The following is a 20,294-nucleotide window of genomic DNA, read 5'->3' as shown; positions in this document are numbered from 1 at the left end:
TTATTCCTCCAAAAAGCAGTCGATTGCACCGGAAAGGCCTTCAATCGCTGCGTTGTATCCCTCGAGATAACCTTCAGGCTTCCCGTCAAAAAAATTGTCGGCCCGCGCTTGGTCGGGCGTGACAGTCCAATTTTGGGCGCACCAAGCGGCAAACTTTTTCATTTCGGCGCGGCAGAGTTCCGAAACATGGTGTTCAAGGCTGGCCATTATCTTTGCCCTCCTGGGCTGGTGTCTCAGCTTATGCGAGGCCCTTGATAGGCCTGCTCGATTGTGAATTCCGGGATGGTGACGCGGGTCACCACTTCGGTGGTTCTCTGCCTGTCTTCGCGGACATGCGCCCGCGATCTGCCGCGGATCGGCTTGTATCGTCCGGTGAACAGATGGCCGGCCTGTTCGGAAAGTCTGGCGCTGAACGCCTCGGCCAACTGCTTGACGATCTCGGCCAAGAAGGCGGCGCGTAGATCGTCCGGTAAGGCGCCGGTTGGATCAGCGGCCAAGAGGCGCATGATCTGCTGCCCCTTCACCTCGGCGTCACGCTGGGCCATCTTGCTGTTGCGCTCGGCTGCAAGGCGCGCTTCCTGATTGGCCTCTGCCCGTTCACGATAAAACTGCTCGAGCGATGTTTCCGGCCGGTGCCGTCCGTTCTTCAAAAGGACAAGCACCTTTCGTTTCGGCTGTCTCATGACAGGTTCTCCATCAGTCTTTTGCGTTTGATGTTTCGCGGATCGGCAAGGAATGCCTGATGCATGGATAGCGCCGGCAATGTCGGCTTGCGGTGGCTGGTCTCTTCGTGGACGGCGGGCGGGCGGCGAACCCAAAGACCGCCGCACCGTGGAGCTGGGCAAAACCCTTCCTCTCGCAACCATTCCTCGGCAATGATCTTCATCACGCCATAGGCCCGTGCGATCTCGAATGGGGTGTATATCTCGGCCAGGGCGAGAAGCGTTTTTGTGTCGGGGCGTGGAAGTGTTGATGTGCCGCGCACGTGGGCAATACAAGGCAACTTGATTTCGATCTTTTTGGCCATGTTAGAATCCTGTAATAGCCGCTGCCTTGCAGCGCTCCCAAATCGCATCGATGCGCTTCCACATGGCGACGGCGGCAAGCCGATCCGACGATCCTCCCGGGTATTTCCAGTATTCCCGGTAGAGTGGTTTGCGGGTGATGATCTTGCGGGTCTGGCGCTTCTCGGCTGCGTATTCAGCGCGGAGTGTGCGCGGGACACGGCGCCAATGCACGGCGCATATCCATGTCTCGGAACCGTCTCGATTGTGATAGGTGCGACGGCAAAACGGAACGCAGCAGGATATGCGGGTGGTCATTTGCCGATCTCCGCAAGACAAGCCTTAGCCTCGGCAAGCTCGGCGTCGTACCTGGCCTGATCGATCACGACGATGCGCTTATAGTCGATGATGTAACTGCGGAGATTTTGCTTGGCGATCCAAGCATTCCAGAATTCCCAAAGCTCCTTTTGGTCGACAAGCCAATCGCGGGCGTTTTTATGGTGATTGTCGTCGAGATAGCTATCGAGCTGCGATTCAAGATCGAAATCGAATCCATCCTCCTGGCAGCAGAAAGCCCATGCTGGAAGGTGTCCGGCGATTTCTTCATCAGGAACGCCAGCCCAAGACAGCCGATCGCTGTGCTTCTCCAATAGCTCCGCGACGTCCTGGGCGTAATCATCCTCGTCGCCCGTGACGGTAACCCACCCATCGTAGCCTTCAGCAACCTCGGCGCGGACAATGCGGCCAGCGTCGATGCGCTTTCGCTGGGCAGCATCGTATTCCGGCGTATCCATTTCCATGGCCTTGACGGCCCACTCTTCGGAATTGAAAATGCGCTTGCCGTCTGGCGTTGCCCAGCAGTTTGGCTTCTTCGTATCTCGCTTGATGCGCAATGGTACCGGCTTTTTCGGGTCATACTTGCCGGTGATCTTCACGGTGATGAATTGGCAGTTGGTTTCGATCTCTGTCACGATTGCACCTCTGGGAATCCGTTATGCTCGACCCCATCCAGCAGGCGACCAGCGGCTTTCTTGCCCACGGAGTACATGGAGTGGAGCCCGGGCCGGTCCTCTTCGGAAAGAGATGAACGCGCCTTTCCGTCTGGGTAAGCGAGGTCAGCTGATTTTACGAGCTTTCCGCTATGGCTGATGGCAAATTGCTCATGGCTGCCAACGGTCTCTTCAATCGGTCCCCACTGTCCCCATTGCTTGAACAGGAACGGCACGCCCGCTGCTGCGCATTGGTCGCGCAGGGATCTTGCCCAGTCCGGATGCATGGGCCGGGCGTTGCGCCCGCCTTCGCCACCGGCAACGACCCAATCGAGGCGGGGAAGGATTGGGTCATCTTCGTCCGGAAGTTCCCCAAGATCGAACCAGTCAAGGAATGACGCTTCCCAGTTTTTATCGGTATCTCGCCAGTTGGCGATTTCTTCGCCCCATGTGTGAATATTCAGGGCGTCAAGAACCCCATCGGAATCTATATCAATCGAGGTTAGGTTAAGCGGACCAATTAACGGCTCTGCGGAAACCCATCTAATAGCTGCTGGCGTTTGCAACAGGGTTGTAATGCGCTCTTTCGCTCGCGGCTGATCTTCGACGGACACGCCAAGCCAGATGTTTGGAAGAGGCCACTGTGAAAAGATCGGCCACCCTTTCGGGCTGTCAGCCGAGTGGATGCCATCTCGGGTGATAAATCCATCAAGGATTGGGGAGGGTTTGAATCTGACGAGATACTCCCGCATCCGTTCTGGGCGCTTCGTGAGTACCTGAAAGGTATGGTGCGGGGCCAGCGCCATAATAGCGAAAATCTTGTCAATCCATTCGTCCGGCACACCTTCGGCAAACAGATCGCCATGGGCGCAGACGAAAATCATCCTCGGCCTTTTCCATTTCAGAGGTTCGGTCAACCATTGTTCGTTGAAGCGAACCTCGCCGGTCCAGACAGGTCCGGCCTTGCTGTCCTTTGTCAGGCGCGCACGGCTGGGATGGTGCTGCAAGCGCGTTCCTGCCAGCTTCATGGCGTAGCAATTGGTGCAGCCGGGCGAGACGATGGAACACCCGGTGATCGGGTTCCAGGTGGCGTCGGTCCATTCAATTTTGGTATTGTCGGCCATCACGCACCTGCCTTTGATGCGGCGATAATTTCGGCAACGCGCTTGCGGTCCATCCAGACGACAAGCGCCATTCGGACGGTGCCGTTGTGATCAAAAGGCTCATCGGTTCCAAAGGTAATCTTCGTCCCCGCCTTGGTCATGTTGATGGTATCGATTGCGCTATCGAGAGGCTGGAATGTGACGCTCTCGTCGCCGTATGTGGCGATCAATTCGGAAAGCTTCATAGAGAGTTTCCTTGTCCTGTGGTGAATGCGGGGAGATGCGACGGGGGCCGGTGCCGCGACGTCAGTAATCGTCAAGCGACGTGGAAACGTTATCCTCATCAATGATCAGCGTAGAACCGCAGGCAAAGGCGCTGAAAAGAAGCTTCTCCCATTCGCTATACGCGCCGAAATGAATGGTCTTGCTGGCGTCCCTGCCATCGATAACCATGCGGAAGATCTTGCCGTCGCCGGTTACGGTCAATCTAGCTTGGCAATCCTTGGGCGCCTCGGTTCTATTGCGATCAAGATAGATGTCGCACCATTCACTCATAGTGCCGTCCGTGCGCTCAACGCGGCATGTCACACGGTCATGAGAATGATAGAGCCGGCTTTCCTTGGCGTCTTCCACCAGCTTTTCCACGACTTGAGAAAGCTTCAATTCCTTCGGCGCGATCGATAGAATTTCGTCCATCTGCGCTTTGAGCTTTTGGTTCAAAAGATCGCCAATGGTTTCATCCATTGACGCTTTCAGCGCCGTCATGATCGTCTGACCGAAACTCGGCATATCGAGCCGGTGACCTTCGGGAAGTTTGAGGCTTTCGGCCACCATCGCCCGCAGTTCCTTGCCGAACTCCGAATAGCTGCGGAACGCATCATCAATGACTTCCGCAATCAGGCCCTGCGTTTTTTTCTCGATCAGCTCCTGCACTTTGTCGCTCGCAACGTTGCGATTGATGGCGTCGGTAATGGCTGTCTGCAATGGTGTTTCCTGTGTCATGTCCCTGTCCTCATTGGTCGGTTTGGGAAACCGCAGCGCGATGCTGCGGAAACCAAAACGGATCAGCGCTGATGTTCGTTGAGGCTTGGTCTGTCGCATCCGCGCATGAAAAGCTGACCTGCTTTAATCTGTCGCGCATAGCGGGCTTGCTGGCGCTTATTCGAGTGCGGGTATTTTTTGGTGATGCGGACGCGAGTTGTCTTCTGGCCAGGGCCAAAAGACAGTTTGAAGCTGATCGGTGGTGGCGACATAATGTCTACTCGACCAAATGGCAGTTCCATTGCAATCTCCTGCTTGTTAGAGAAACCCGGCGCGGCCTCGTACCGCGCCGGCAGGCCCGCCTTACTTGGCGAACCGAAACGCTGCGAAGAGCAGCCCACCAGCGGCGGCGAACAGGAAGAAATCCAGCACCGCCCCGGTGATGAACGTTGCCAGGCACAAGCCTATAGCAACGAAAATCAGACCCTTGCGCATCAGACCGACAGGTACTTGTTCAAATCGAGGTTCAGCTTGCCGGCGATGGTCTTGGCCACGGCCTTTTCATCGTCGCTGAACGTCCCATCCGAATCCGCCACATCAAGCGCGATGGACAAGGCGATTTCGGACATTTCAGGATCGGCCTTGATGTCCTCGATTTCCTTGTAGAGCGACAAGCGCCCGGCCCGCCCGGTCTTGGCGCGGTCCAACATGGTGTTTACGGCGTTGTCGATGTCTGTTTCCGAGAAGGCCGCCTTGAGGTTCGGGTTTGCCTTCGCAGCAGACAGGACCGTCAACACTTCGTCATCACTGACGCTACCGTCTGCCGACGCCATGAGGGCAGATGCGGCGGCCACGGCCTCAAGAAAGTCCTTGCGCCCGCTGATTTTGTTGGTGGCGCCAGACATGGCGGATTTGAGTTTTGCAAAAATGGACATGATGTCTCCTGTGGTGAAAAGCGCAGTTCCCCGCTGCGCCTCGGGATAAATCCCGGCTCACTGCCGGGGTTATTTGCTTGGTCGGCCTTTGCCTTCCATGATGTTCTTTATGGCCAATGCGGCGTCTGAGACGTCGATCAGCCCTTTGCTGTCATCTTGCATTGCGGCTGCGAGAGTGGACGCCGCCTTGATAAGGCGGTTGATTTCGTCTGTGGTCGGTGCCGGTTCTGTCGTTGCCTTGCGGCTGCCGCCAAAGAACTCGCGTTTGCAGGCCCTAGCCGGGCCGCGTCGGCAATCCTTATCGATTGGAGTGCCACAGCCATCGCAGCAGCTGGGCCGGATCTCGTGGCCGTATGGGATGGGGTGAAGCATGGCCCGGCCTCAAAACGGAATGTCTTTGTCAGCTACTGGCGGACGCGGACGCATCTGATGCAGACGCTCTTCTGCAATGAGCGTCTTTTCGATGATTTCTTCATGAGAAAAGCGGGATGGATCCTGAAACCGCAGCGCATTGCCGCCCAGCTCGATCCGTCGCGGTTCCGGCAGGTCGACCTGATATGCTTCGACGGCTTCCAGCACAAAGAAGCGTTGGCCGTGGTGTTTGCTGGCCAGGCGCTTGGCCTCGTCGATTGCCGACTGCTTGCCGCCGTGCATATAGGTCGGCGGATTGGCCGCCGGGTTGAACACCATGTAGAAGCGGGCGGGATTTGGTTCGCTCATCGCCGCGCCTCCAAATCAAGGAACTCGGCAATGGCGCGGCAGCTCGATTGGAGTTCGGAAAGGCTTCCGTTATTGCCAATCACGCAATCGTAATGATAATCCCACACGCCGGAATCTGCGGCATTAGAAAGACCCTGCTCGGTGCCGGTTCTTTCGATGCCAAGCGTGGTAACCATTGTGTTGGACGCCGTTTGCTTTATCCAGTTGATGGCGCTGATTCGCCGAACATGAAGGAATGCTACCCGGTTAAGATAGGTGTCTTGGCTGAGGTGTCCCTCTATTCTTTCCAAAACGTTCATGCTCAACGCATGATCATGCGCCTCAAGACGATCGATGATATCGGCCATCAGCTTTCGCTGTTCCGGCGTTTTGTCGATGCATCTGACACCGATGCGAAACAGGAAATCGCGCACTGGATCGATGATGCTGAAGCGGGCGCATGACCAGGCCATTTCTGTCATGGCTTCAACCAGAAACCCCGTGGCCGTATCCTTGCCAGACTGCGGATAGCCATTGACGATGACGATCAGGTCGGTCATTGCCCGCCCCTCTGCTCCAGCTCTTTGCGCACAGCAATGGCGTGCTCGAGCCAGTCGATTTCGACACCCTGCTTCAAAAGGTCGACGAGCTTTGGATACGCGGGCGGGGTGAGGACGGCGGCGGCGACAGATGCATGCATCTGAAGGAAGTATAGCCAGAGACCATAGAGAAGCGCGGTATGTTCATCACGCTTCAATTCCGCATTCACAAACGCTTCAAGCTCGACCTGCATCGTGGAGAGGCCAGCACGGGCCATCACGCCCATTGAATCCGTTTGGTTCGATATGTCTTCAGGGTTCGGTTGCCCCTCTAGCGCAAGCAGTGTCATGGTAACCCCTTGTGGTTATGGCCTGTCGTATGGGCCTGGGTATAGAAATGGGTTTGGCCCTTTGGGCGGTGCCGGTGGCATGATGATCAGCAGCAGCCCTGCCACGCTGAATGGCAGCAACAGGATCCACGGAAAGCCGTCGGCAAAGATTGCGGCGCTCGACATGGTCACGCCTTCCAATCCATAGACAACGCGTCCTGCGCGCACATATGGCTCCAGAAGTCAGGCCAGAGACGGCGAATGGTCTGGTAATCACCAGCGGTATAGGCCACCAGAAACGCCCGGCTATCGTCGATCTCACTGGCAAATCTCAAAGCAATCCGGTGCCGGCGCTTCTCGATCTTGTCGGTGCTTGTGGCCTTGGACACGGCCACAAGGCCAACTTTGGCGCAGTACAGGCCCGCCATGATGCCGACGGTGAATGACAGCAGATAGAGAAGGTAAAACATCACGCCCTCCCCCCGGCGTCGGCAAGCCAATTGGCAAGCGCTGCCATCAGCACGCGGTCACCGTCATTGCATCCCGTTGCCAGGATGGCCGCCATGGTGGCGCCCACTAGCTGGCGGATGATCTCGCCACCAGTGTTCGTGGTGACCTTAAGGTCAGCGCCAGGGATGGCCAGAAAGCTGTTGGCAAGCTGCGCATCCTGCGCCGCTGCCGTGGCAAGCTTGGCGGTCTCGGCCAACCGAAACCGGACAAACGTCGCGATGTCCTGGTGGTTGACGGCGCGGGGCCGATCGAATGGAATGATCTGGGCGCTAGGCCGTGACGTGTTCATGCGTCACCGTTGTCCTGTGCGACCTCGGCCAGGCCTTCGATCAGCTTCAGGACGGCGGCGCGCTGGCCGGTCGGCAAGGCGCGAAACCCGTTGATGAGGCGGCGCGCTTCGCGGCTCGAAGTGAATTGAGCCTCCTGCACGTCGGCAACGGTTGCGGTGCCTTCGCCTGTAACGCCTTCGAAGAAATAGGCGACAGGCTTTCCGAGTATCTTGGCGATCTCGGCCATACGGCTGCCCCCAACACGGTTGGTGCCTTTCTCGTATTTTTGAATCTGCTGGAAGGTAATGCCCAGCGCATCGCCAAGCGTCGTTTGACTTATGCCAGCACTGTTTCGCGCACCTCTGATCCGGGCGCCAATCAGGATATCGTCCGGCTTTGGTGACTTCGTTGGTGATTTCAGGGTATTCATGCGGGGGTGCCTCCTGATTGCGCGGTCAGATGCCGCGCGGGATTGGTTTCTTGATGTGAAAGGATGGTGCGCATGCCGCGTCCTGCGCAAAGCGAAACCATGCGTAGCGCTCCTTGCTGGCGTGCTTGGTACCCGCGAACCACTTGATAGATCCGGTCGGGACGATGTCCGTGCAAAGCCGCATGTAAGGGGCGGATTGATCCGTATAGGGAAAGGTTGCCTCCAACAGCAGCCACGTTGGCGCGATGGTTGGAAACAACTCGAGCATGCGCCGCAGAACTGGCCACGTGTACGGTGGGTTGGTAATGATGCAATCCACCACCAGGCTGCGAAGCGTAGAGCATTCCAAGACGTCGGTGCCGGTTCTGATATCCCCGGAATGAATGCAGAGTGGTCCATGCTTTTCGATGTGGCGGATCAACTGGCCATTGGCCGCGCAAGGCTCGGCAAAGGTCGCTACATTGGCAAGATACGGGATCAGCGGGTAGGCCCCGCGATAAGGCGTCAGGTATTCGTCGTGCGCCCGACGGGCGAAGTCGCTATGCTTGCCCATCGTTACACCGCCCGCCAGGTCTGCGCCGCCATGGCGATGCTGTTGGCGGCCATCATGTCGCCAACGATTGCCTTCTGCTGGGAGCTCAGTGGGTGGCCCTGCTGCCAGAGGCGTAGGATCGCCCCGGGTTCACGGATTGCACTGGCTGGGGCCGGTGCCGGGACCATTGGGAACCGGCAAACAGCACAAATCGTGTCGCACTTATCGGTTGTGCGATTTCCGCAGTTGCAGCAAAGAAACATGGTCAGTCACCGCAACGTATTGATGCAAACGGCATCGGAGTGTTGCTGACGGCAGGCTTCAAACGCTGCGTTCGGTTGGCTCACAAGCCAGACCACAAGGGCAACGGAAAAGGCCGGGAAACAAATGCGCATCGGGGGAAGCCTCCACAAGTTTTGTTGTGGGTAAGCTACTAGAAAACGGGTAATGTCGTCAACTGTAAATTTTGTATACGTGAAAAAGAAATAACCAATAATGCACTAAACTGCCGCTTGCGTTTATTCGTCACTTATTCGACACTAATACGCGAATATTGATTATAAATGGTGCATCGACATGAGTTTAAAATGGGTCGATCTCTGGTTATCAAGCAAGAAGCCAGAAGAATTTCAGGAAAATAGCGGAGACAGGGGCGCCAACCGCCTGCCCGATTCCGTGGCGGCAGCATACTATGCAACCTTGTGGCATGAGATGCGCCGAATAGAGGCGGAGCACTGTTACGAGCCACTTGATTCGGATGCGCTGGCGCTTGGTAAAGCGTCTGGTGCGCGGGCGCTGGAACCAGAAGAACGGACGCGCGTCATCGTTTCCATGGGGCTTTCAAAGCCTGTGGATAACCTGTGGATAACCTGTTGATAAAGTTTTGGCCGATTTTCATCAAAATGAGACTTCGAGTGGAAAATCTAATCGAAGTCTCATTTAAATTTCGGTGAAAAAACCGAAAACGCGAATGAAATCAAAGCATCATGATTACATGAGTGGCACGGCAGCGGCACTAATATAATATATATATAATAATAACCCTTATACTGTTACGTCGCGCGTTGGGGATAAGTGCTGTTTACAAGCTGATAACGGCCTTGATGATGCGGCCAATAACCATAGCGCCGGGTGACAGAAGTTCGATGTCTTCGGAGGGGTTGTTGCTGAACGGCTGAATGCGATCCGGGTTTTCTCGGTATCGACCGATGATGCGCTTTCCCTGATCCTCGACGAGGTAAAACATTCCGTCCAGCATGGCTGGGGCTGATTCCAGCACGATAGTGGATCCTGGTGGCGCCACGCGGTCTAGCCGATCGGTCCGCATGACGGCAGCGACATGGGAAGCTGCCGGTCGGTCGATGTCGAGGGTGATTGCCTCTTGTCCGATCGGCGGGAATGGCGACTGAATTTCATCGAACCGCACAACCGGAATGGTTTTTGGTTGGTTCGCATTGCCGCTACTGCCTAAAGCGCGGGACAAGGCCAGGGTTTCGCGCGATACCGTGTCCAGCATCTTGCGAATTTCGGTCAGGCGGTCGCCTTCGAACTGGCCCGCAATTGGTGCATTGCGAAACCTTTCATCAAGATCCGCAACATCACACCCAAGTGCGCGCGCGAAATCGATCAATGACGGCGGATTGGTCAATTCGCCGGCCTCGATCTGTGAAACGAGCTGCTGACTTCTCCCCGCCAATTTCGCCAATTGGCTTTGGGATAATCCAGCGCTAACCCTGAGTTGCTTAAAGTTATCTTTTAACATGGTGCGATTGTACAAGAGAAAAAGGCAGCGCAAAAGACAAATTTCCTTGTTGCTTTGATCGTAGTTAAATACTATTCGTCTGGTATTGATCGATGATGGTGACGCAATGGCGCTGAAAAAACCTGGGACTTACCCGCTTTCGAAGGGCTTTTTGGATGCCGTGGAAAAGTGTGGGAGTGCCACGGCTCTTGCCAACCGGATTGGGGTAACCCAGCAACTGTTGTCGCTTGTGTCGCGTGGACAGCAGCGGATTTCCGGTGAGCTTGCCATCAAGATCAGCGTTGAAACCGGGGTGAGCCTGACCGCGCTCATCCCGGATCGTTTTGAAAAACCAGCCAATCGCGAAAAGACATGCGTGCAAAAGCCTCCCAAGCGGCGCGCATGACCTTTTCGTCCAGCGGCGGCGGGCCATGATTTCCGCTCAAGGCCAGTTAGCGGACTGATTGCCCCGCCGCCGTTCGCTTCTCAGGGGGGTATCATGACCAAGCAATACCAATCGACCTCAAGTGTGGCTGAAGATCTAGACCGTCAACGCACGGCGGACGAACGGTTTAACGCGAGAAATGCCAATCTATCGAAAGCAGAAATTATTCAGGGCCTGGATCGTCTTTGTGTTTCCAAGGCCCGATGGATTGTGAATTTCAGCCAAGGGCGCAATGCCCGTCCCGCTCATGAAATTCAGGCCGCCCGCCACAGCCTTGCGGCTATGCAGATGGCGCTGGATGTCATCCAGAACATGTCAGTTGATCAATTCGATCAAGCTGGTGGGGAGTTGATTGCACAAGGCGTGCGCCTGGGGCGGTCCAATGGTTGATTTTTACCCCATGGCGATCGGCATGCCGCATAGCGCTAAGACGAACGCGGTTCGGGCTGTTGCCCGGGTTGTCCAACATGGTGGCGAACCGGCTGATGTCGGCGGCGCACAAGTCGAAGCTTTCAACGAAAAGGAAACCGGAGTGAGCGATGTCCATGGTGTCGCGCGCGATCAGTTGCGCGCCTATATCGAGCGGATCGAACGGCTCGAGGAACAGAAGAAAACCGTCGGGGACGATATCAAGGAAGTCTACGGCAAGGCCAAGGGCATGGGCTTCGATACCAAGATCCTGCGCAAGGTGATTTCGCTGCGCAAGAAGGATGAACAAGAGCGGATGGAAGAGGATCTGATCCTCGACACCTATCTGCATGGTGGCGAACCGGCTGATGTCGGCGGCGCACAAGTCGAAGCTTTCAACGAAAAGGAAACCGGAGTGAGCGATGTCCATGGTGTCGCGCGCGATCAGTTGCGCGCCTATATCGAGCGGATCGAACGGCTCGAGGAACAGAAGAAAACCGTCGGGGACGATATCAAGGAAGTCTACGGCAAGGCCAAGGGCATGGGCTTCGATACCAAGATCCTGCGCAAGGTGATTTCGCTGCGCAAGAAGGATGAACAAGAGCGGATGGAAGAGGATCTGATCCTCGACACCTATCTGCATGCGCTGGGCATGATAGCCGAACCGCCGTTGGATGGTGTGTGATCCCATGCAGATCGACGATAGCACAATTTACGGCAGGATTGATCTGAACGCGCACCGGCTTCGCATGCGCAATGCATTGGCAGATGACATGCATTCCTTCGCGCGGTGGGATCTGCGGGACGGTGGCACTGTGGTGTGTACCGTCGGCGTTGATCGGACGGCTATGGCTATAGTTGAGGGCGGCCTTTGCTGGCGCGACGTCAGGGCTGAACGTTATTAGCGCGATCGCGCGACACTGCCAGTTTATAAATTACCCGGCCCGCTTTATCTGGCGGCTTCCGGTGGCAAGCCGAGCATACCAAGTCCCGATGCCAGCGGCGTAAAAATGGATGGTTGCAGCCATTCAGGCCGGTCCCACCGGAAACAGTGGGGCATTTAACGCTAAATCGGGGCGTGCCACCAAATTTCATTCATGTAGGCGCGACGGTAAACTTAAGGGGGACGGCTATGGCATTTGATGAGGTGGTTGTTTCGAAACGGTCTGGCAATGTGGCCAGTACGTCGAAAATTTCGATCGGACTGGATAAGCGTGGCGTCGGCCCAGCGTTAGCGGTTATTACGATTGGGGCCGATGCCTGGATGGCGTTGGGCATACCGTCCGCAATAGATTTTGTCTTGCTGATCGGGCGCGGCCCAGATAGCGGGCGCATCAGGCTACAGCGGCGTGACAGCGGTTCCGTGCAAGTGTCGGTGCGGAAACTTGCTGGTGGAAAAAAACTATATCAGCTTCCGCTTGGTCATCGTCCAGAATTTCCAGATCGAAGAGAGCGGGCGGTACCGGTTGAATGGGCGATCATTGATGATCAGACATTTGAACTTTGTTTGCCTGAAAGCTGGAGTAAACCCACCGAATCCGCGCCAGCATCGATGCCCGTGAAGACGGGCAAACAGGCGGTGAAAGGTGACGCTCAAGCGAACAGCATGTTTCGCGCTGATCTCGGATTTTCGCCGTACGCGCAAGCCGTCCTTGCAAAGATGGTTGCGAACCGTGGACGATTTTTAACAGAGGACAATCTTCGTCGGGTTTTTGTTATTTCTGATGGTGAAGAAGCGGCACCGTCCTTGGCTACGGTTATTGCGCAGATTCGCGCAAAACTGCCTGTCACTGTGTGGATCAAGTTTGAAACCGGCAGAGGTTATCAGATTTCTGGTGACGTTGGATTGGTGAAGGCTGGGGAGGTGGCGTGAATGTGGCTCTACATCCCCAACGCACCAACATCATCAGCCTCTGCACGGGAGGAGGCGGCCTCGATCTCGCCGTCGAACTGGCAATTCCAAGTGCTCGAACGGTCTGCATGGTCGAGAGGGAAGGCTTTGCCTGCGGCGCGCTGGTATCAGCAATGGAAGCGGGCCATATGGCTCCAGCGCCTATTTGGAGCGATGCCAGAACCTTCAATGGCAGACCATGGCGCGGCCTTGTGGATGGCATCATTGGCGGCATCCCGTGTCAGCCTCACAGCCTTGCCGGAAAGCGGCGCGGTCAGGAAGACGAACGCGACCTCTGGTCGGTCGCCCGGCGCATCATCGTCCAGTCCGGGGCGTGGTTCGTCCTCATCGAAAACGTCCGTGGGATGTTGTCTTCGGGCGGTGCGGAACGTGTCTGGCGAGACTTTCAGCGATTGGGCTTTACGGTTGAGGGCGGATTGTTCCGCGCGTCAGAAGTTGGTGCGTCGCATGAGCGAGAACGACTCTTCATCCTCGCGGTGGCCGACCGCCAGTTCTGGCGATGGCTCGAAGGGTGCAGACCGAAAGCGGAGGGATTGCAACTCCCCCAACTCGACGCTGCCTACGGCGGTAGCGCTATGGCCGACAGTATTGGCAAACGAAGCCCGGATTGGATTTCAAGATCGCAGCAACCCAATAAAAAGGGGATCACAAGAGAGCCTTTCGACGGTAGCAGCGTTGTGGCCGACGCCACAGGCGAGGGATGGAAAGGGCGCGAACCAGCAGGATTTGTGCGACAGGGAGGGCAAGACGCCACCTCAGAACGAGGTGGCAGTCCTTTGGAAAACACCCCGCGCCATAGAGGGCGAGAAGGGGGGGCAGTGGCAGCGATCCGGGAATTCTCCCCCTGTGGAGACATTGACGGGGCAGGCCTTTTCCCTCCTCGACCTCACGATCTCAACGGATGGCGAAACGCACTTGCGGCCTCGCCGGACCTTGAACCCGCTTTTTGTCGAGTGGCTGATGGGCTGGCCTCCAGGTTGGACATTGCTCGCGTGGACCGACTTAGGCTGCTCGGCAACGGCGTTGTGCCATTGGAAGGCGCGTATGCGCTCCGCACTCTTGTCGCTCGGCTTGCCGCCAGAGGCTCCGCCGGCGCAACTCGGCTTGTTCGGATGATGATGGTGGATGAAATATGACCAGCCTTCACGTTGCCAAACTCACCAAGCAAGAAAAATGCCCATGCTGCGGGGCGTTACGAATTCGCGCCCTGACGATCGGCCCGCATTACGAGGCGTTGTACGGCTGCGGTGCATGCTTCCTCGCTGTGGGCAGCGCCGACGGCGTCATTGAATCCTATTTGGCTTGTCGGAATGTAACGGCAGTTGCGGCAATGATGCTCAATCGGGAAATCGAAGAAGATGAGCATACAGCAGGCGTCACATGAGCAAGCGTCTCGCCTATCATAGGCGATATCATGCGGAAGCCCTTGAGGGCTTCCGGGGCCTGACGCTTGAACAGCGCGGCGCATATCAGACAATCCTTGACCTGATCTATGACAATGGCGGCCCGCTGGAATACCGGGAACGGTGGCTGGCTGGGCAACTGAATTGCTCGGTGCGTAAAGCCAGGAGCTTGGTCACTGATCTGGTGGAAATTGGTAAGCTGTACATGAGCGACGATCACCGGATCGCCAATCGCCGCGCCGATATCGAATTGCTGGATGCTCGGGCGGTTTATGATGCGACGAGCCGGGCGGCGGCTGATCGCGAAGAGCGCAAACGCGCAACGAAACACACGGACTTTGCTCCGTCGGATAGACATCGGAAAAACTGAGGGGCGGGACATGGAAAAGGCAAAGTTAGAAATAATTTGCTTCGATGAAGCAGCAAATATCAGCGAAGAGGCGTGGGGCAAGTTGTTCAAAGTTATGGCTACGGCGGAACAACACGCCAATGACCTGCACCAGGCATCCAAGGAAGTGGCCGATAGCTTTGGCCCTCGGGCTGGTTGGTTCTGTCTGCAAGTGATGACCGGCCATGAATTCGCAGTCCTGGCGGATCTCGCTGCCGTTGACGTCGAAGCTTACGTGCCGCGTCGGCCGGGCGGTGAAGTGGTGCGACGTGGCCGCAAATGGCAATTGCCGGAACGGCCATGGATGCCGAACTATGTGTTCGTGCGCGTCTACCCTTCCCTGCCCGCCCTTCGCGCGCTGTTGCGCCGTCAGCATGTCCTGGGCGTCGTCGGTGGCATGGCGCGGGCTGTGCCGATGTCGGGCGACATGTTGGCTATGGATGCGGCGATTGCTGTTGCATTGGAGCGCATGAACCATGATGGGCGCTATAAGTGGGGAAAAAACGAAAAGCTGCGGGTCTCGTGCGGCCCGTTCTTGGGTGCGGTTGGTACCGTCAAGGGCCTGCGCCTGGTGGGCAAGGGTTTCTTGCAAGTGGAACTGCGGTTCCTCGGCCAACCCGTGACCGTTGAACGTTTCCCGGTGGAGTGGGCGGAACCCATAGCCAAATAGGAATTCCAACCAGTTCGCATAGTGGATAAGCGACCGAAACCATTGCATTTTGTCTCATCTTGTGGTTTCACTTGTGACGGATGATCCGCGATCTCTGAGCAACCCTGCGCTAACGCGCTGAATGTCTTTGCAAGACGAAGACAAAGTGACCGCCAAAAAGCGGTTCGGGATGGTAGCCGGGCGGTCCCAGCACACAAAACGATATTGTGTGCGCATATCCGAAACATGCCTGAAATTCAGTTGCCCCTTGTGGGCCTTGGGTGTGCCGAACATTGGCCTTGGTCGAGCGGGGGCTTGTCTGGCTGGTGGCACCCCTTCCGCGTCGTTCTCCTTTGGCGACGTGTGCCGGTTGTTGAGTACGAGGGCAACCGTCACCCCTGAGCGGCCCGGGGCGGAAGGGTCAAATTTCTTTTCACTTTGAGGTGTGTCATGGACAATGCAGCAACAGACAGCACTGCCAGCCTTCGCGCGGATGCTTTTGCCCAAGAGCTTTCAGAGCTTGGCCGCAAACACGGTATTGGTATTGCGGAGCCAGTGACCCTTTATGTCCTCGAAGACGAGGACAAGATGTTTAATTATGCTTGCGACGAGAACTCTGTTCTTCGGCTGACGTAATTAGGTTCCGCCCCGAAATTTCTTTTACTTTGAGGTCTGCTGCCATGGCAAAGTCGTTCCTTTCTCGCCTGCTTTCGTCGTTGCGGTTCTTCCCGCGATCCGAGCCTACACCATGTGTACCAGTCGTTGTGGTTGATGAAGAATGTGCGAGGCAACGAGAGGCTTATCGGATCGGGAAATTTACGCGCACTCCAGATGTGAATGATCCGAGGTTGAAAGGTCTTGGATTGACTGAACTTGAGGTGAGAGACATGATCCGTGTTTTGTCGCCACTTGAAATCAGCTTGGTGATTGAAAAAGAAAACGAACGGGCTCGACGCAAGGAAATGTTGCGGCTGATGTCGCAAAAAAGAGTTTCGGTATCTTCAAAGTTTGATGACAGTCGCGCCGCAAGCATTGACGACTTGCGCGAACGCCCTGCGGATTTCCCATCCACACAAGATTTGCTTGTCGGCCTCACGGCCTATTCGCTGATGGAATCGTCTCCAAGCGCTCCGTCCTGCTCCGACAGCAGTTCGTATTCGTCCGACACGAGTTCATATTCATCGTCGGATTCCGGATCGTCGTCATTCGAAAGTGGTTCCTGCTCGAGCGACTGATCATTCTTCCCGTTCCCTGAGGCCTATGGCCAGCCTGCCCCGCCCAAGCGATTGGGTGGGGCTTTTTTTATGGAGGCGATGTTCCCTTCATGATGATGGTCTTGTGTGAACAGGGCGCTCCCAGCGCGCCGCCGCGTGTTGGGGGCGCTCGCCACGCCACCATCCTTCTTTGCAAAAACTGCAAAGAATTCCCTTCGCCGCTTGGTGCGGTTTTCCTTTGAGGTTTCCCATGTCGCAACTGACCGAAAAAAAGCGGCGGTTTGTCGAAGCTTATGTTCTCGACCTTCGCAGCAACGCTACGCGCGCCGCAATCACTGCCGGCTATAGCGCGAAGACGGCTGGACAGACGGGTTATGAACTCCTGAAAAAACCTGAAATTCAGGCCGCAATTGCAAAAGAGCGCGCCAAGATGGCCGCCCGGTACGATGTATCGAAGGATCGGATCGTCAGTGAGCTGGCCAAGATCGCTTACGGCAATCTCTCGGACTTCATGAAAGTCACATCGGACGGTACCGCATATATTGATCTCAGCGAGGTCGACCGCGACCAAATGGCCGCCCTCACGGGTATCGAGGTCGAGGAATACGCGGAAGGCCGGGGTGAGGATAAGCGCGATATCATCAAGACGAAGATCAAGATGGCCGATAAGCGCGCCGCCTTGATGGATCTCGCCAAGCTCTGCGGCCATATCGTCGAAAAGGTCGAGCACACTGGCGCGAATGGCGGTGCGATCGAAACCAAGGACGTCTCAGAAAACGAAATGGCGCGCCGGGTTGCTTTCATGTTGGCCAAAGGCATGCGCAGCGCCAAGGTGGCGGCTGCCATCGCCAAGCCGGACGCACCGGCACCGGATGACGACGAATGAATCTTGACGATGTCCTTGCCGCCTTTGGTGCGCTGGATGAGGATCAGAAAGACGAGCTGAAGGCTATGGCGCTTGCCCAGACCGGGCAGCAGCGCTTTGTTCCAAATCCCGGCCCGCAGACGGAAGCCTGGTTCTCGGAAGCGGACGAACTGTTCTACGGCGGTGGGGCTGGCGGTGGCAAGCGTCTTGACGTTGACACGCCGGTACCGACACCATCCGGATGGACAACGATGGGTGATCTTGTCGCTGGCGATACGATCTTTTCCTCTGATGGATCGCAAACGCGGGTGCTGGCTGTCTCGCCGATCTTGCAGGCGGATCGATCCTTCGAAGTTGAATTCGACACAGGTGAAGTCATCTACGCAGATGGTGATCATCTTTGGCTGACGGAAAGTAAACGTGAACGCGACAATGCGATACGATTGACGGAAGCATTTCGCGTGGCGCGGCGGGAATCAAGGCTATCGCGGCGCGTTGAAGTGTCGAAAAAGCCCTGGGTTTCAGCGGCGATAACGGCGATCAATGCAAGCCGCGTCCATGATTACAAATTGCCATCGACCGGCAGTGTGCGGACCACGGATGAAATTGCGGCCTCGTTATTGTCTGGGAAGTCCGCCAACCACGCTATTGCCGTCGCCAAACCGCTTGATATTGATGCCGCGCATGTGCCTATCGACCCGTATTTATTGGGTCTGTGGCTCGGAGACGGATATTCTGCAGGTGGTTTGATCGGCATGGACGTCGACGACATGTCGGAGATCTTGCCGCATATTTCGTCAGAAATCGTCAGCCGGCGGACAGACACGGTAGGACGCAAGCGCCCGTTTGAGGTTGTTCGGTTTGCTGGCCTGCAAAAGCAGCTTCGCTGCCTGGGCATTCTTGGCGACAAGCGGATACCTCTCCCATACCTGAGGGCCGGTTTCGAACAGCGGTGCGATCTGCTACGCGGCCTGATGGACACGGATGGCACTGTTGATCGGCGCGGACAGTGCGAGATTGCCCTGTCAAAGCAGGATCTGATCGATGATGTGCATCATCTTCTTTCGACGCTGGGCATCAAATGCACGGTGCGGACGCATAAGGTAGAGCGCGGCAACACGTCGTTCCGGATCAAGTTTGTCTGTCCTTGGCCTGTCTTCAAGCTTCGGCGCAAGCGCGACCGGCAAAAGATGGACGGCCTGCGCACCACGACGTTGCGTCGGTATATCGTTGATGTCAGGCCCTGCGCACCGCGAATGATGCGCTGCATCGCTGTTGATCATTCAAGTAAGCTTTATCTTGTTGGTCGCTCGTGCATCCCGACGCACAACACCACATTGATCATCGGTCTTGCCACTGAGGTCCACAAGAACAGCCTGGTGTTCCGGCGCAATTACAAGCAGATCTCCGGTCTCGAGCAGGAGGCGGCCCGTATCCTTGGTTCACGTGATGGCTACAATAGCCAGCTCAAGCAATGGAAGCTGGGCGCCGGTCGCATGATGGAGTTCGGCGGCCTTCAGCTCGAGAAGGACAAGGAAAACTATCAGGGCCGCCAGAATGACCTGAAAGCGTGGGATGAAATCACGCAATTCACGGAAACGCAGTTCCGCTATGTGAACGCATGGAACCGTGATGCAGGCGGTGGCCGGTGCCGGATCGTTGCCACGGGCAATCCTCCGACCACGCCACAAGGCCAATGGGTCATCAAGTATTGGGGTCCATGGCTCGATAAGAACCACAAGAACCCAGCGGCGCCTGGTGAGCTGCGGTGGTTCACCACAATCGATGGTGAAGACACGGAAGTCGATGGGCGCGGCCCGCATTTCGTCAACGGTGAATGGGTCGACGCTGTATCGCGCACCTTCATCCCGTCCCGCCTCGAGGACAATCCGGACTTGATGCAAACCGGATATGCGGCAAGGCTCAACAGCCTTCCCAAGGCATTGCGGGAACGGCTTCGCGCTGGCTCGTTTGATGTCGAGGAAGAGGACGACGAATGGCAAGTGTTCCCGACGTCCTGGTTGCGGCAGGCACAAGCCCGTTGGACAACGGAACCGCCTGCGGAAGTACCGATGACGGCCATCGCCGTCGATGTGGCGCAGGGCGGCAATGACCGCACGGTGCTGCAAGCGCGGTACGACTGGTGGTACGGGCGCCCGGAAAGTCATCCCGGCAAGGATACGCCTGATGGTCCGACGGTTGCGGGCCTGATTGTTCGCAAGATGCGGGACCGGTGCCGGATCATCGTCGATGCTGGCGGTGGGTATGGTGGCGACACCCTGACGCAATTGGCCCATGCGGACCTGAATTGCTTCGGGTTCAAGGGCGGCTCCGGCTCGGCGTCATCGACGCGCGACGGCATGTATGGGTTCTTCAATGCCCGCGCCCAAGCCATCTGGCAGTTTCGTGAGCAATTGGACCCGAACTTTTTCAGCAAGATCGCGCTGCCGCCGGACGAAGAGCTGATCGCCGATCTGGCCGCCTATCGCTTCGAAATCGTCGCACGGGGCCAAAAAGAAGAGATCATCATTCTTCCCAAGGAAGAGATGAAAGAGCTGCTGGGCCGGTCACCGGACAAGGGCGACACCACAATCATGCTGTCGGTCGCGAAAATGGCCGGGCTCAAGCGGCCCAAGGCAGCGCAAGAGCGCCGCGATCAGAAGCTTCAGAGCTTCAAGGCAAAAACATCGAGCAGCGCTTTGAAAGACAAGTTGAGAGGAAAGGCGAGATAATGGGCAATTTGTTTGATCAGCCGGAAACGGACCCTCCGGCAACGCAGCCGGATCCTGAGGATAGCTTGGCAAAGCGCAACAAACGTTTGAAGGGCAATCAGCTCGCCAGCTCTTCTTCGTCTGCGAATAACAAAGTCGCATCGTCCGCTATCGGCGGCACGATTTCGAGCGGCAAGGAATATTCCCGCTCCACTCTTGGCGCGGCATAAGGAACGCT

34 protein-coding genes and 1 pseudogene are annotated in these 20,294 nt (G+C 56.6%); 15 read left to right on the top strand and 20 right to left on the bottom strand.

What is annotated here, in order from left to right; genetic code table 11:
- The 19 genes from FS819_RS23290 to FS819_RS23200 form a co-directional block, all read right to left on the bottom strand.
- On the bottom strand, window positions 1–207 hold the full coding sequence (locus tag FS819_RS23290; RefSeq protein ID WP_234624679.1) for a hypothetical protein: 207 nt from the start codon (window positions 205–207) through the stop codon (window positions 1–3).
- 26 nt (window positions 208–233) lie between these two features.
- Window positions 234–683: a hypothetical protein gene (locus FS819_RS23285; protein WP_234624678.1), complete on the bottom strand. Its 450-nt coding sequence runs from the start codon at window positions 681–683 to the stop codon at window positions 234–236.
- Window positions 680–1,027 (bottom strand): hypothetical protein, encoded by a 348-nt coding sequence (locus FS819_RS23280; RefSeq protein WP_234624677.1) that lies wholly within the window; start codon window positions 1,025–1,027, stop codon window positions 680–682. The genes FS819_RS23285 and FS819_RS23280 overlap by 4 nt, the downstream gene beginning before the upstream one ends.
- A 1-nt stretch (window position 1,028) precedes the next feature.
- Window positions 1,029–1,322 carry a hypothetical protein gene (locus tag FS819_RS23275; RefSeq protein WP_234624676.1) on the bottom strand — a complete coding sequence of 98 codons (294 nt, stop codon included), beginning with the start codon at window positions 1,320–1,322 and terminating at the stop codon, window positions 1,029–1,031.
- Window positions 1,319–1,939 carry a hypothetical protein gene (locus FS819_RS23270; RefSeq protein WP_234624675.1) on the bottom strand — a complete coding sequence of 207 codons (621 nt, stop codon included), beginning with the start codon at window positions 1,937–1,939 and terminating at the stop codon, window positions 1,319–1,321. The genes FS819_RS23275 and FS819_RS23270 overlap by 4 nt, the downstream gene beginning before the upstream one ends.
- A 32-nt stretch (window positions 1,940–1,971) precedes the next feature.
- Window positions 1,972–3,117 carry a phage Gp37/Gp68 family protein gene (locus FS819_RS23265; protein ID WP_234624674.1) on the bottom strand — a complete coding sequence of 382 codons (1,146 nt, stop codon included), beginning with the start codon at window positions 3,115–3,117 and terminating at the stop codon, window positions 1,972–1,974.
- The gene (locus FS819_RS23260; protein ID WP_234624673.1) at window positions 3,117–3,341 is read right to left on the bottom strand and encodes a hypothetical protein; all 225 of its coding nucleotides are present in this window, start codon (window positions 3,339–3,341) and stop codon (window positions 3,117–3,119) included. The genes FS819_RS23265 and FS819_RS23260 overlap by 1 nt, the downstream gene beginning before the upstream one ends.
- Window positions 3,342–3,402: 61 nt before the next feature.
- Window positions 3,403–4,098: a hypothetical protein gene (locus FS819_RS23255; RefSeq protein ID WP_234624672.1), complete on the bottom strand. Its 696-nt coding sequence runs from the start codon at window positions 4,096–4,098 to the stop codon at window positions 3,403–3,405.
- A gap of 62 nt (window positions 4,099–4,160) precedes the next feature.
- On the bottom strand, window positions 4,161–4,379 hold the full coding sequence (locus FS819_RS23250) for a hypothetical protein (RefSeq protein ID WP_234624671.1): 219 nt from the start codon (window positions 4,377–4,379) through the stop codon (window positions 4,161–4,163).
- 61 nt (window positions 4,380–4,440) lie between these two features.
- Window positions 4,441–4,572, bottom strand: a complete 132-nt coding sequence (locus FS819_RS23245; RefSeq protein WP_267967317.1) for a hypothetical protein — start codon at window positions 4,570–4,572, stop codon at window positions 4,441–4,443.
- On the bottom strand, window positions 4,572–5,012 hold the full coding sequence (locus FS819_RS23240) for a TerB family tellurite resistance protein (RefSeq protein WP_234624670.1): 441 nt from the start codon (window positions 5,010–5,012) through the stop codon (window positions 4,572–4,574). The genes FS819_RS23245 and FS819_RS23240 overlap by 1 nt, the downstream gene beginning before the upstream one ends.
- Before the next feature lie 381 nt (window positions 5,013–5,393).
- The gene (locus FS819_RS23235) at window positions 5,394–5,732 is read right to left on the bottom strand and encodes a hypothetical protein (RefSeq protein WP_070149362.1); all 339 of its coding nucleotides are present in this window, start codon (window positions 5,730–5,732) and stop codon (window positions 5,394–5,396) included.
- On the bottom strand, window positions 5,729–6,271 hold the full coding sequence (locus tag FS819_RS23230) for a hypothetical protein (protein ID WP_234624669.1): 543 nt from the start codon (window positions 6,269–6,271) through the stop codon (window positions 5,729–5,731). Before FS819_RS23230 ends, FS819_RS23235 begins: the two co-directional genes overlap by 4 nt.
- A complete protein-coding gene (locus tag FS819_RS23225; RefSeq protein ID WP_234624668.1) occupies window positions 6,268–6,600 on the bottom strand; it encodes a hypothetical protein in 333 nt (110 codons plus the stop codon). The genes FS819_RS23230 and FS819_RS23225 overlap by 4 nt, the downstream gene beginning before the upstream one ends.
- 167 nt (window positions 6,601–6,767) lie before the next feature.
- Entirely contained in the window at window positions 6,768–7,049 is a 282-nt protein-coding gene (locus FS819_RS23220) for a hypothetical protein (protein WP_234624667.1), read from the bottom strand.
- Window positions 7,049–7,378: a hypothetical protein gene (locus tag FS819_RS23215; protein WP_234624666.1), complete on the bottom strand. Its 330-nt coding sequence runs from the start codon at window positions 7,376–7,378 to the stop codon at window positions 7,049–7,051. Before FS819_RS23215 ends, FS819_RS23220 begins: the two co-directional genes overlap by 1 nt.
- A complete protein-coding gene (locus tag FS819_RS23210) occupies window positions 7,375–7,788 on the bottom strand; it encodes a helix-turn-helix domain-containing protein (protein ID WP_234624665.1) in 414 nt (137 codons plus the stop codon). Before FS819_RS23210 ends, FS819_RS23215 begins: the two co-directional genes overlap by 4 nt.
- Window positions 7,789–7,813: 25 nt before the next feature.
- On the bottom strand, window positions 7,814–8,341 hold the full coding sequence (locus FS819_RS23205; protein ID WP_234624664.1) for a hypothetical protein: 528 nt from the start codon (window positions 8,339–8,341) through the stop codon (window positions 7,814–7,816).
- 2 nt (window positions 8,342–8,343) lie between these two features.
- Window positions 8,344–8,508 carry a hypothetical protein gene (locus FS819_RS23200; protein WP_234624663.1) on the bottom strand — a complete coding sequence of 55 codons (165 nt, stop codon included), beginning with the start codon at window positions 8,506–8,508 and terminating at the stop codon, window positions 8,344–8,346.
- Between the two features lie 388 nt (window positions 8,509–8,896).
- Here FS819_RS23200 and FS819_RS23195 point away from each other — a divergent pair, with 388 nt between their 5' ends.
- On the top strand, window positions 8,897–9,196 hold the full coding sequence (locus FS819_RS23195) for a protein kinase family protein (protein WP_234624662.1): 300 nt from the start codon (window positions 8,897–8,899) through the stop codon (window positions 9,194–9,196).
- 205 nt (window positions 9,197–9,401) lie between these two features.
- On the opposite strand, the gene FS819_RS23190 is transcribed toward FS819_RS23195, so the two are convergent.
- On the bottom strand, window positions 9,402–10,115 hold the full coding sequence (locus FS819_RS23190) for a helix-turn-helix transcriptional regulator (protein WP_234624661.1): 714 nt from the start codon (window positions 10,113–10,115) through the stop codon (window positions 9,402–9,404).
- A gap of 73 nt (window positions 10,116–10,188) precedes the next feature.
- On the opposite strand from FS819_RS23190, the gene FS819_RS23185 reads away from it, so the two are divergent.
- The 14 genes and pseudogenes from FS819_RS23185 to FS819_RS23120 all read left to right on the top strand — a co-directional run bounded on the left by FS819_RS23185 (window position 10,189) and on the right by FS819_RS23120 (window position 20,286).
- Window positions 10,189–10,467, top strand: a complete 279-nt coding sequence (locus tag FS819_RS23185; protein ID WP_234624660.1) for a YdaS family helix-turn-helix protein — start codon at window positions 10,189–10,191, stop codon at window positions 10,465–10,467.
- 93 nt (window positions 10,468–10,560) lie between these two features.
- Complete coding sequence (locus tag FS819_RS23180; RefSeq protein WP_234624659.1) at window positions 10,561–10,896, top strand: hypothetical protein; 336 nt, start codon at window positions 10,561–10,563, stop codon at window positions 10,894–10,896.
- 142 nt (window positions 10,897–11,038) lie between these two features.
- Window positions 11,039–11,266: pseudogene (locus tag FS819_RS23175) on the top strand (DUF2312 domain-containing protein); the annotation flags it as partial.
- A gap of 63 nt (window positions 11,267–11,329) precedes the next feature.
- Entirely contained in the window at window positions 11,330–11,599 is a 270-nt protein-coding gene (locus FS819_RS23170; protein WP_234624710.1) for a DUF2312 domain-containing protein, read from the top strand.
- A 447-nt stretch (window positions 11,600–12,046) separates the two neighbouring features.
- Window positions 12,047–12,787, top strand: a complete 741-nt coding sequence (locus tag FS819_RS23165; RefSeq protein ID WP_234624658.1) for a hypothetical protein — start codon at window positions 12,047–12,049, stop codon at window positions 12,785–12,787.
- Window positions 12,784–13,962: a DNA cytosine methyltransferase gene (locus FS819_RS23160; RefSeq protein ID WP_234624657.1), complete on the top strand. Its 1,179-nt coding sequence runs from the start codon at window positions 12,784–12,786 to the stop codon at window positions 13,960–13,962. Before FS819_RS23165 ends, FS819_RS23160 begins: the two co-directional genes overlap by 4 nt.
- A complete protein-coding gene (locus tag FS819_RS23155) occupies window positions 13,959–14,210 on the top strand; it encodes a hypothetical protein (protein ID WP_234624656.1) in 252 nt (83 codons plus the stop codon). The genes FS819_RS23160 and FS819_RS23155 overlap by 4 nt, the downstream gene beginning before the upstream one ends.
- The gene (locus tag FS819_RS23150) at window positions 14,207–14,599 is read left to right on the top strand and encodes a DUF1376 domain-containing protein (protein WP_234624655.1); all 393 of its coding nucleotides are present in this window, start codon (window positions 14,207–14,209) and stop codon (window positions 14,597–14,599) included. The genes FS819_RS23155 and FS819_RS23150 overlap by 4 nt, the downstream gene beginning before the upstream one ends.
- A gap of 10 nt (window positions 14,600–14,609) precedes the next feature.
- Entirely contained in the window at window positions 14,610–15,287 is a 678-nt protein-coding gene (gene nusG, locus FS819_RS23145; RefSeq protein WP_498724564.1) for a transcription termination/antitermination protein NusG, read from the top strand.
- A gap of 429 nt (window positions 15,288–15,716) precedes the next feature.
- Window positions 15,717–15,902, top strand: coding sequence for a hypothetical protein (locus tag FS819_RS23140; RefSeq protein WP_234624653.1), 186 nt, complete (start codon window positions 15,717–15,719; stop codon window positions 15,900–15,902).
- A gap of 251 nt (window positions 15,903–16,153) precedes the next feature.
- Window positions 16,154–16,501: a hypothetical protein gene (locus tag FS819_RS23135; RefSeq protein WP_234624652.1), complete on the top strand. Its 348-nt coding sequence runs from the start codon at window positions 16,154–16,156 to the stop codon at window positions 16,499–16,501.
- A gap of 229 nt (window positions 16,502–16,730) precedes the next feature.
- Complete coding sequence (locus tag FS819_RS23130; RefSeq protein WP_234624651.1) at window positions 16,731–17,366, top strand: terminase small subunit; 636 nt, start codon at window positions 16,731–16,733, stop codon at window positions 17,364–17,366.
- Window positions 17,363–20,077, top strand: coding sequence for a Hint domain-containing protein (locus tag FS819_RS23125; RefSeq protein WP_234624650.1), 2,715 nt, complete (start codon window positions 17,363–17,365; stop codon window positions 20,075–20,077). The genes FS819_RS23130 and FS819_RS23125 overlap by 4 nt, the downstream gene beginning before the upstream one ends.
- Window positions 20,077–20,286 carry a hypothetical protein gene (locus FS819_RS23120; RefSeq protein WP_070148622.1) on the top strand — a complete coding sequence of 70 codons (210 nt, stop codon included), beginning with the start codon at window positions 20,077–20,079 and terminating at the stop codon, window positions 20,284–20,286. The genes FS819_RS23125 and FS819_RS23120 overlap by 1 nt, the downstream gene beginning before the upstream one ends.
- Window positions 20,287–20,294: the final 8 nt, after the last annotated feature.

This window comes from Allorhizobium sp. Av2 (assembly GCF_021462805.2).
GTDB classification, from domain to species: Bacteria; Pseudomonadota; Alphaproteobacteria; order Rhizobiales; family Rhizobiaceae; genus Allorhizobium; species Allorhizobium vitis_G.
The sequence above is the reverse complement of the archived record's forward strand: the minus strand, read 5'-3'. Positions and strand labels throughout refer to the sequence as shown.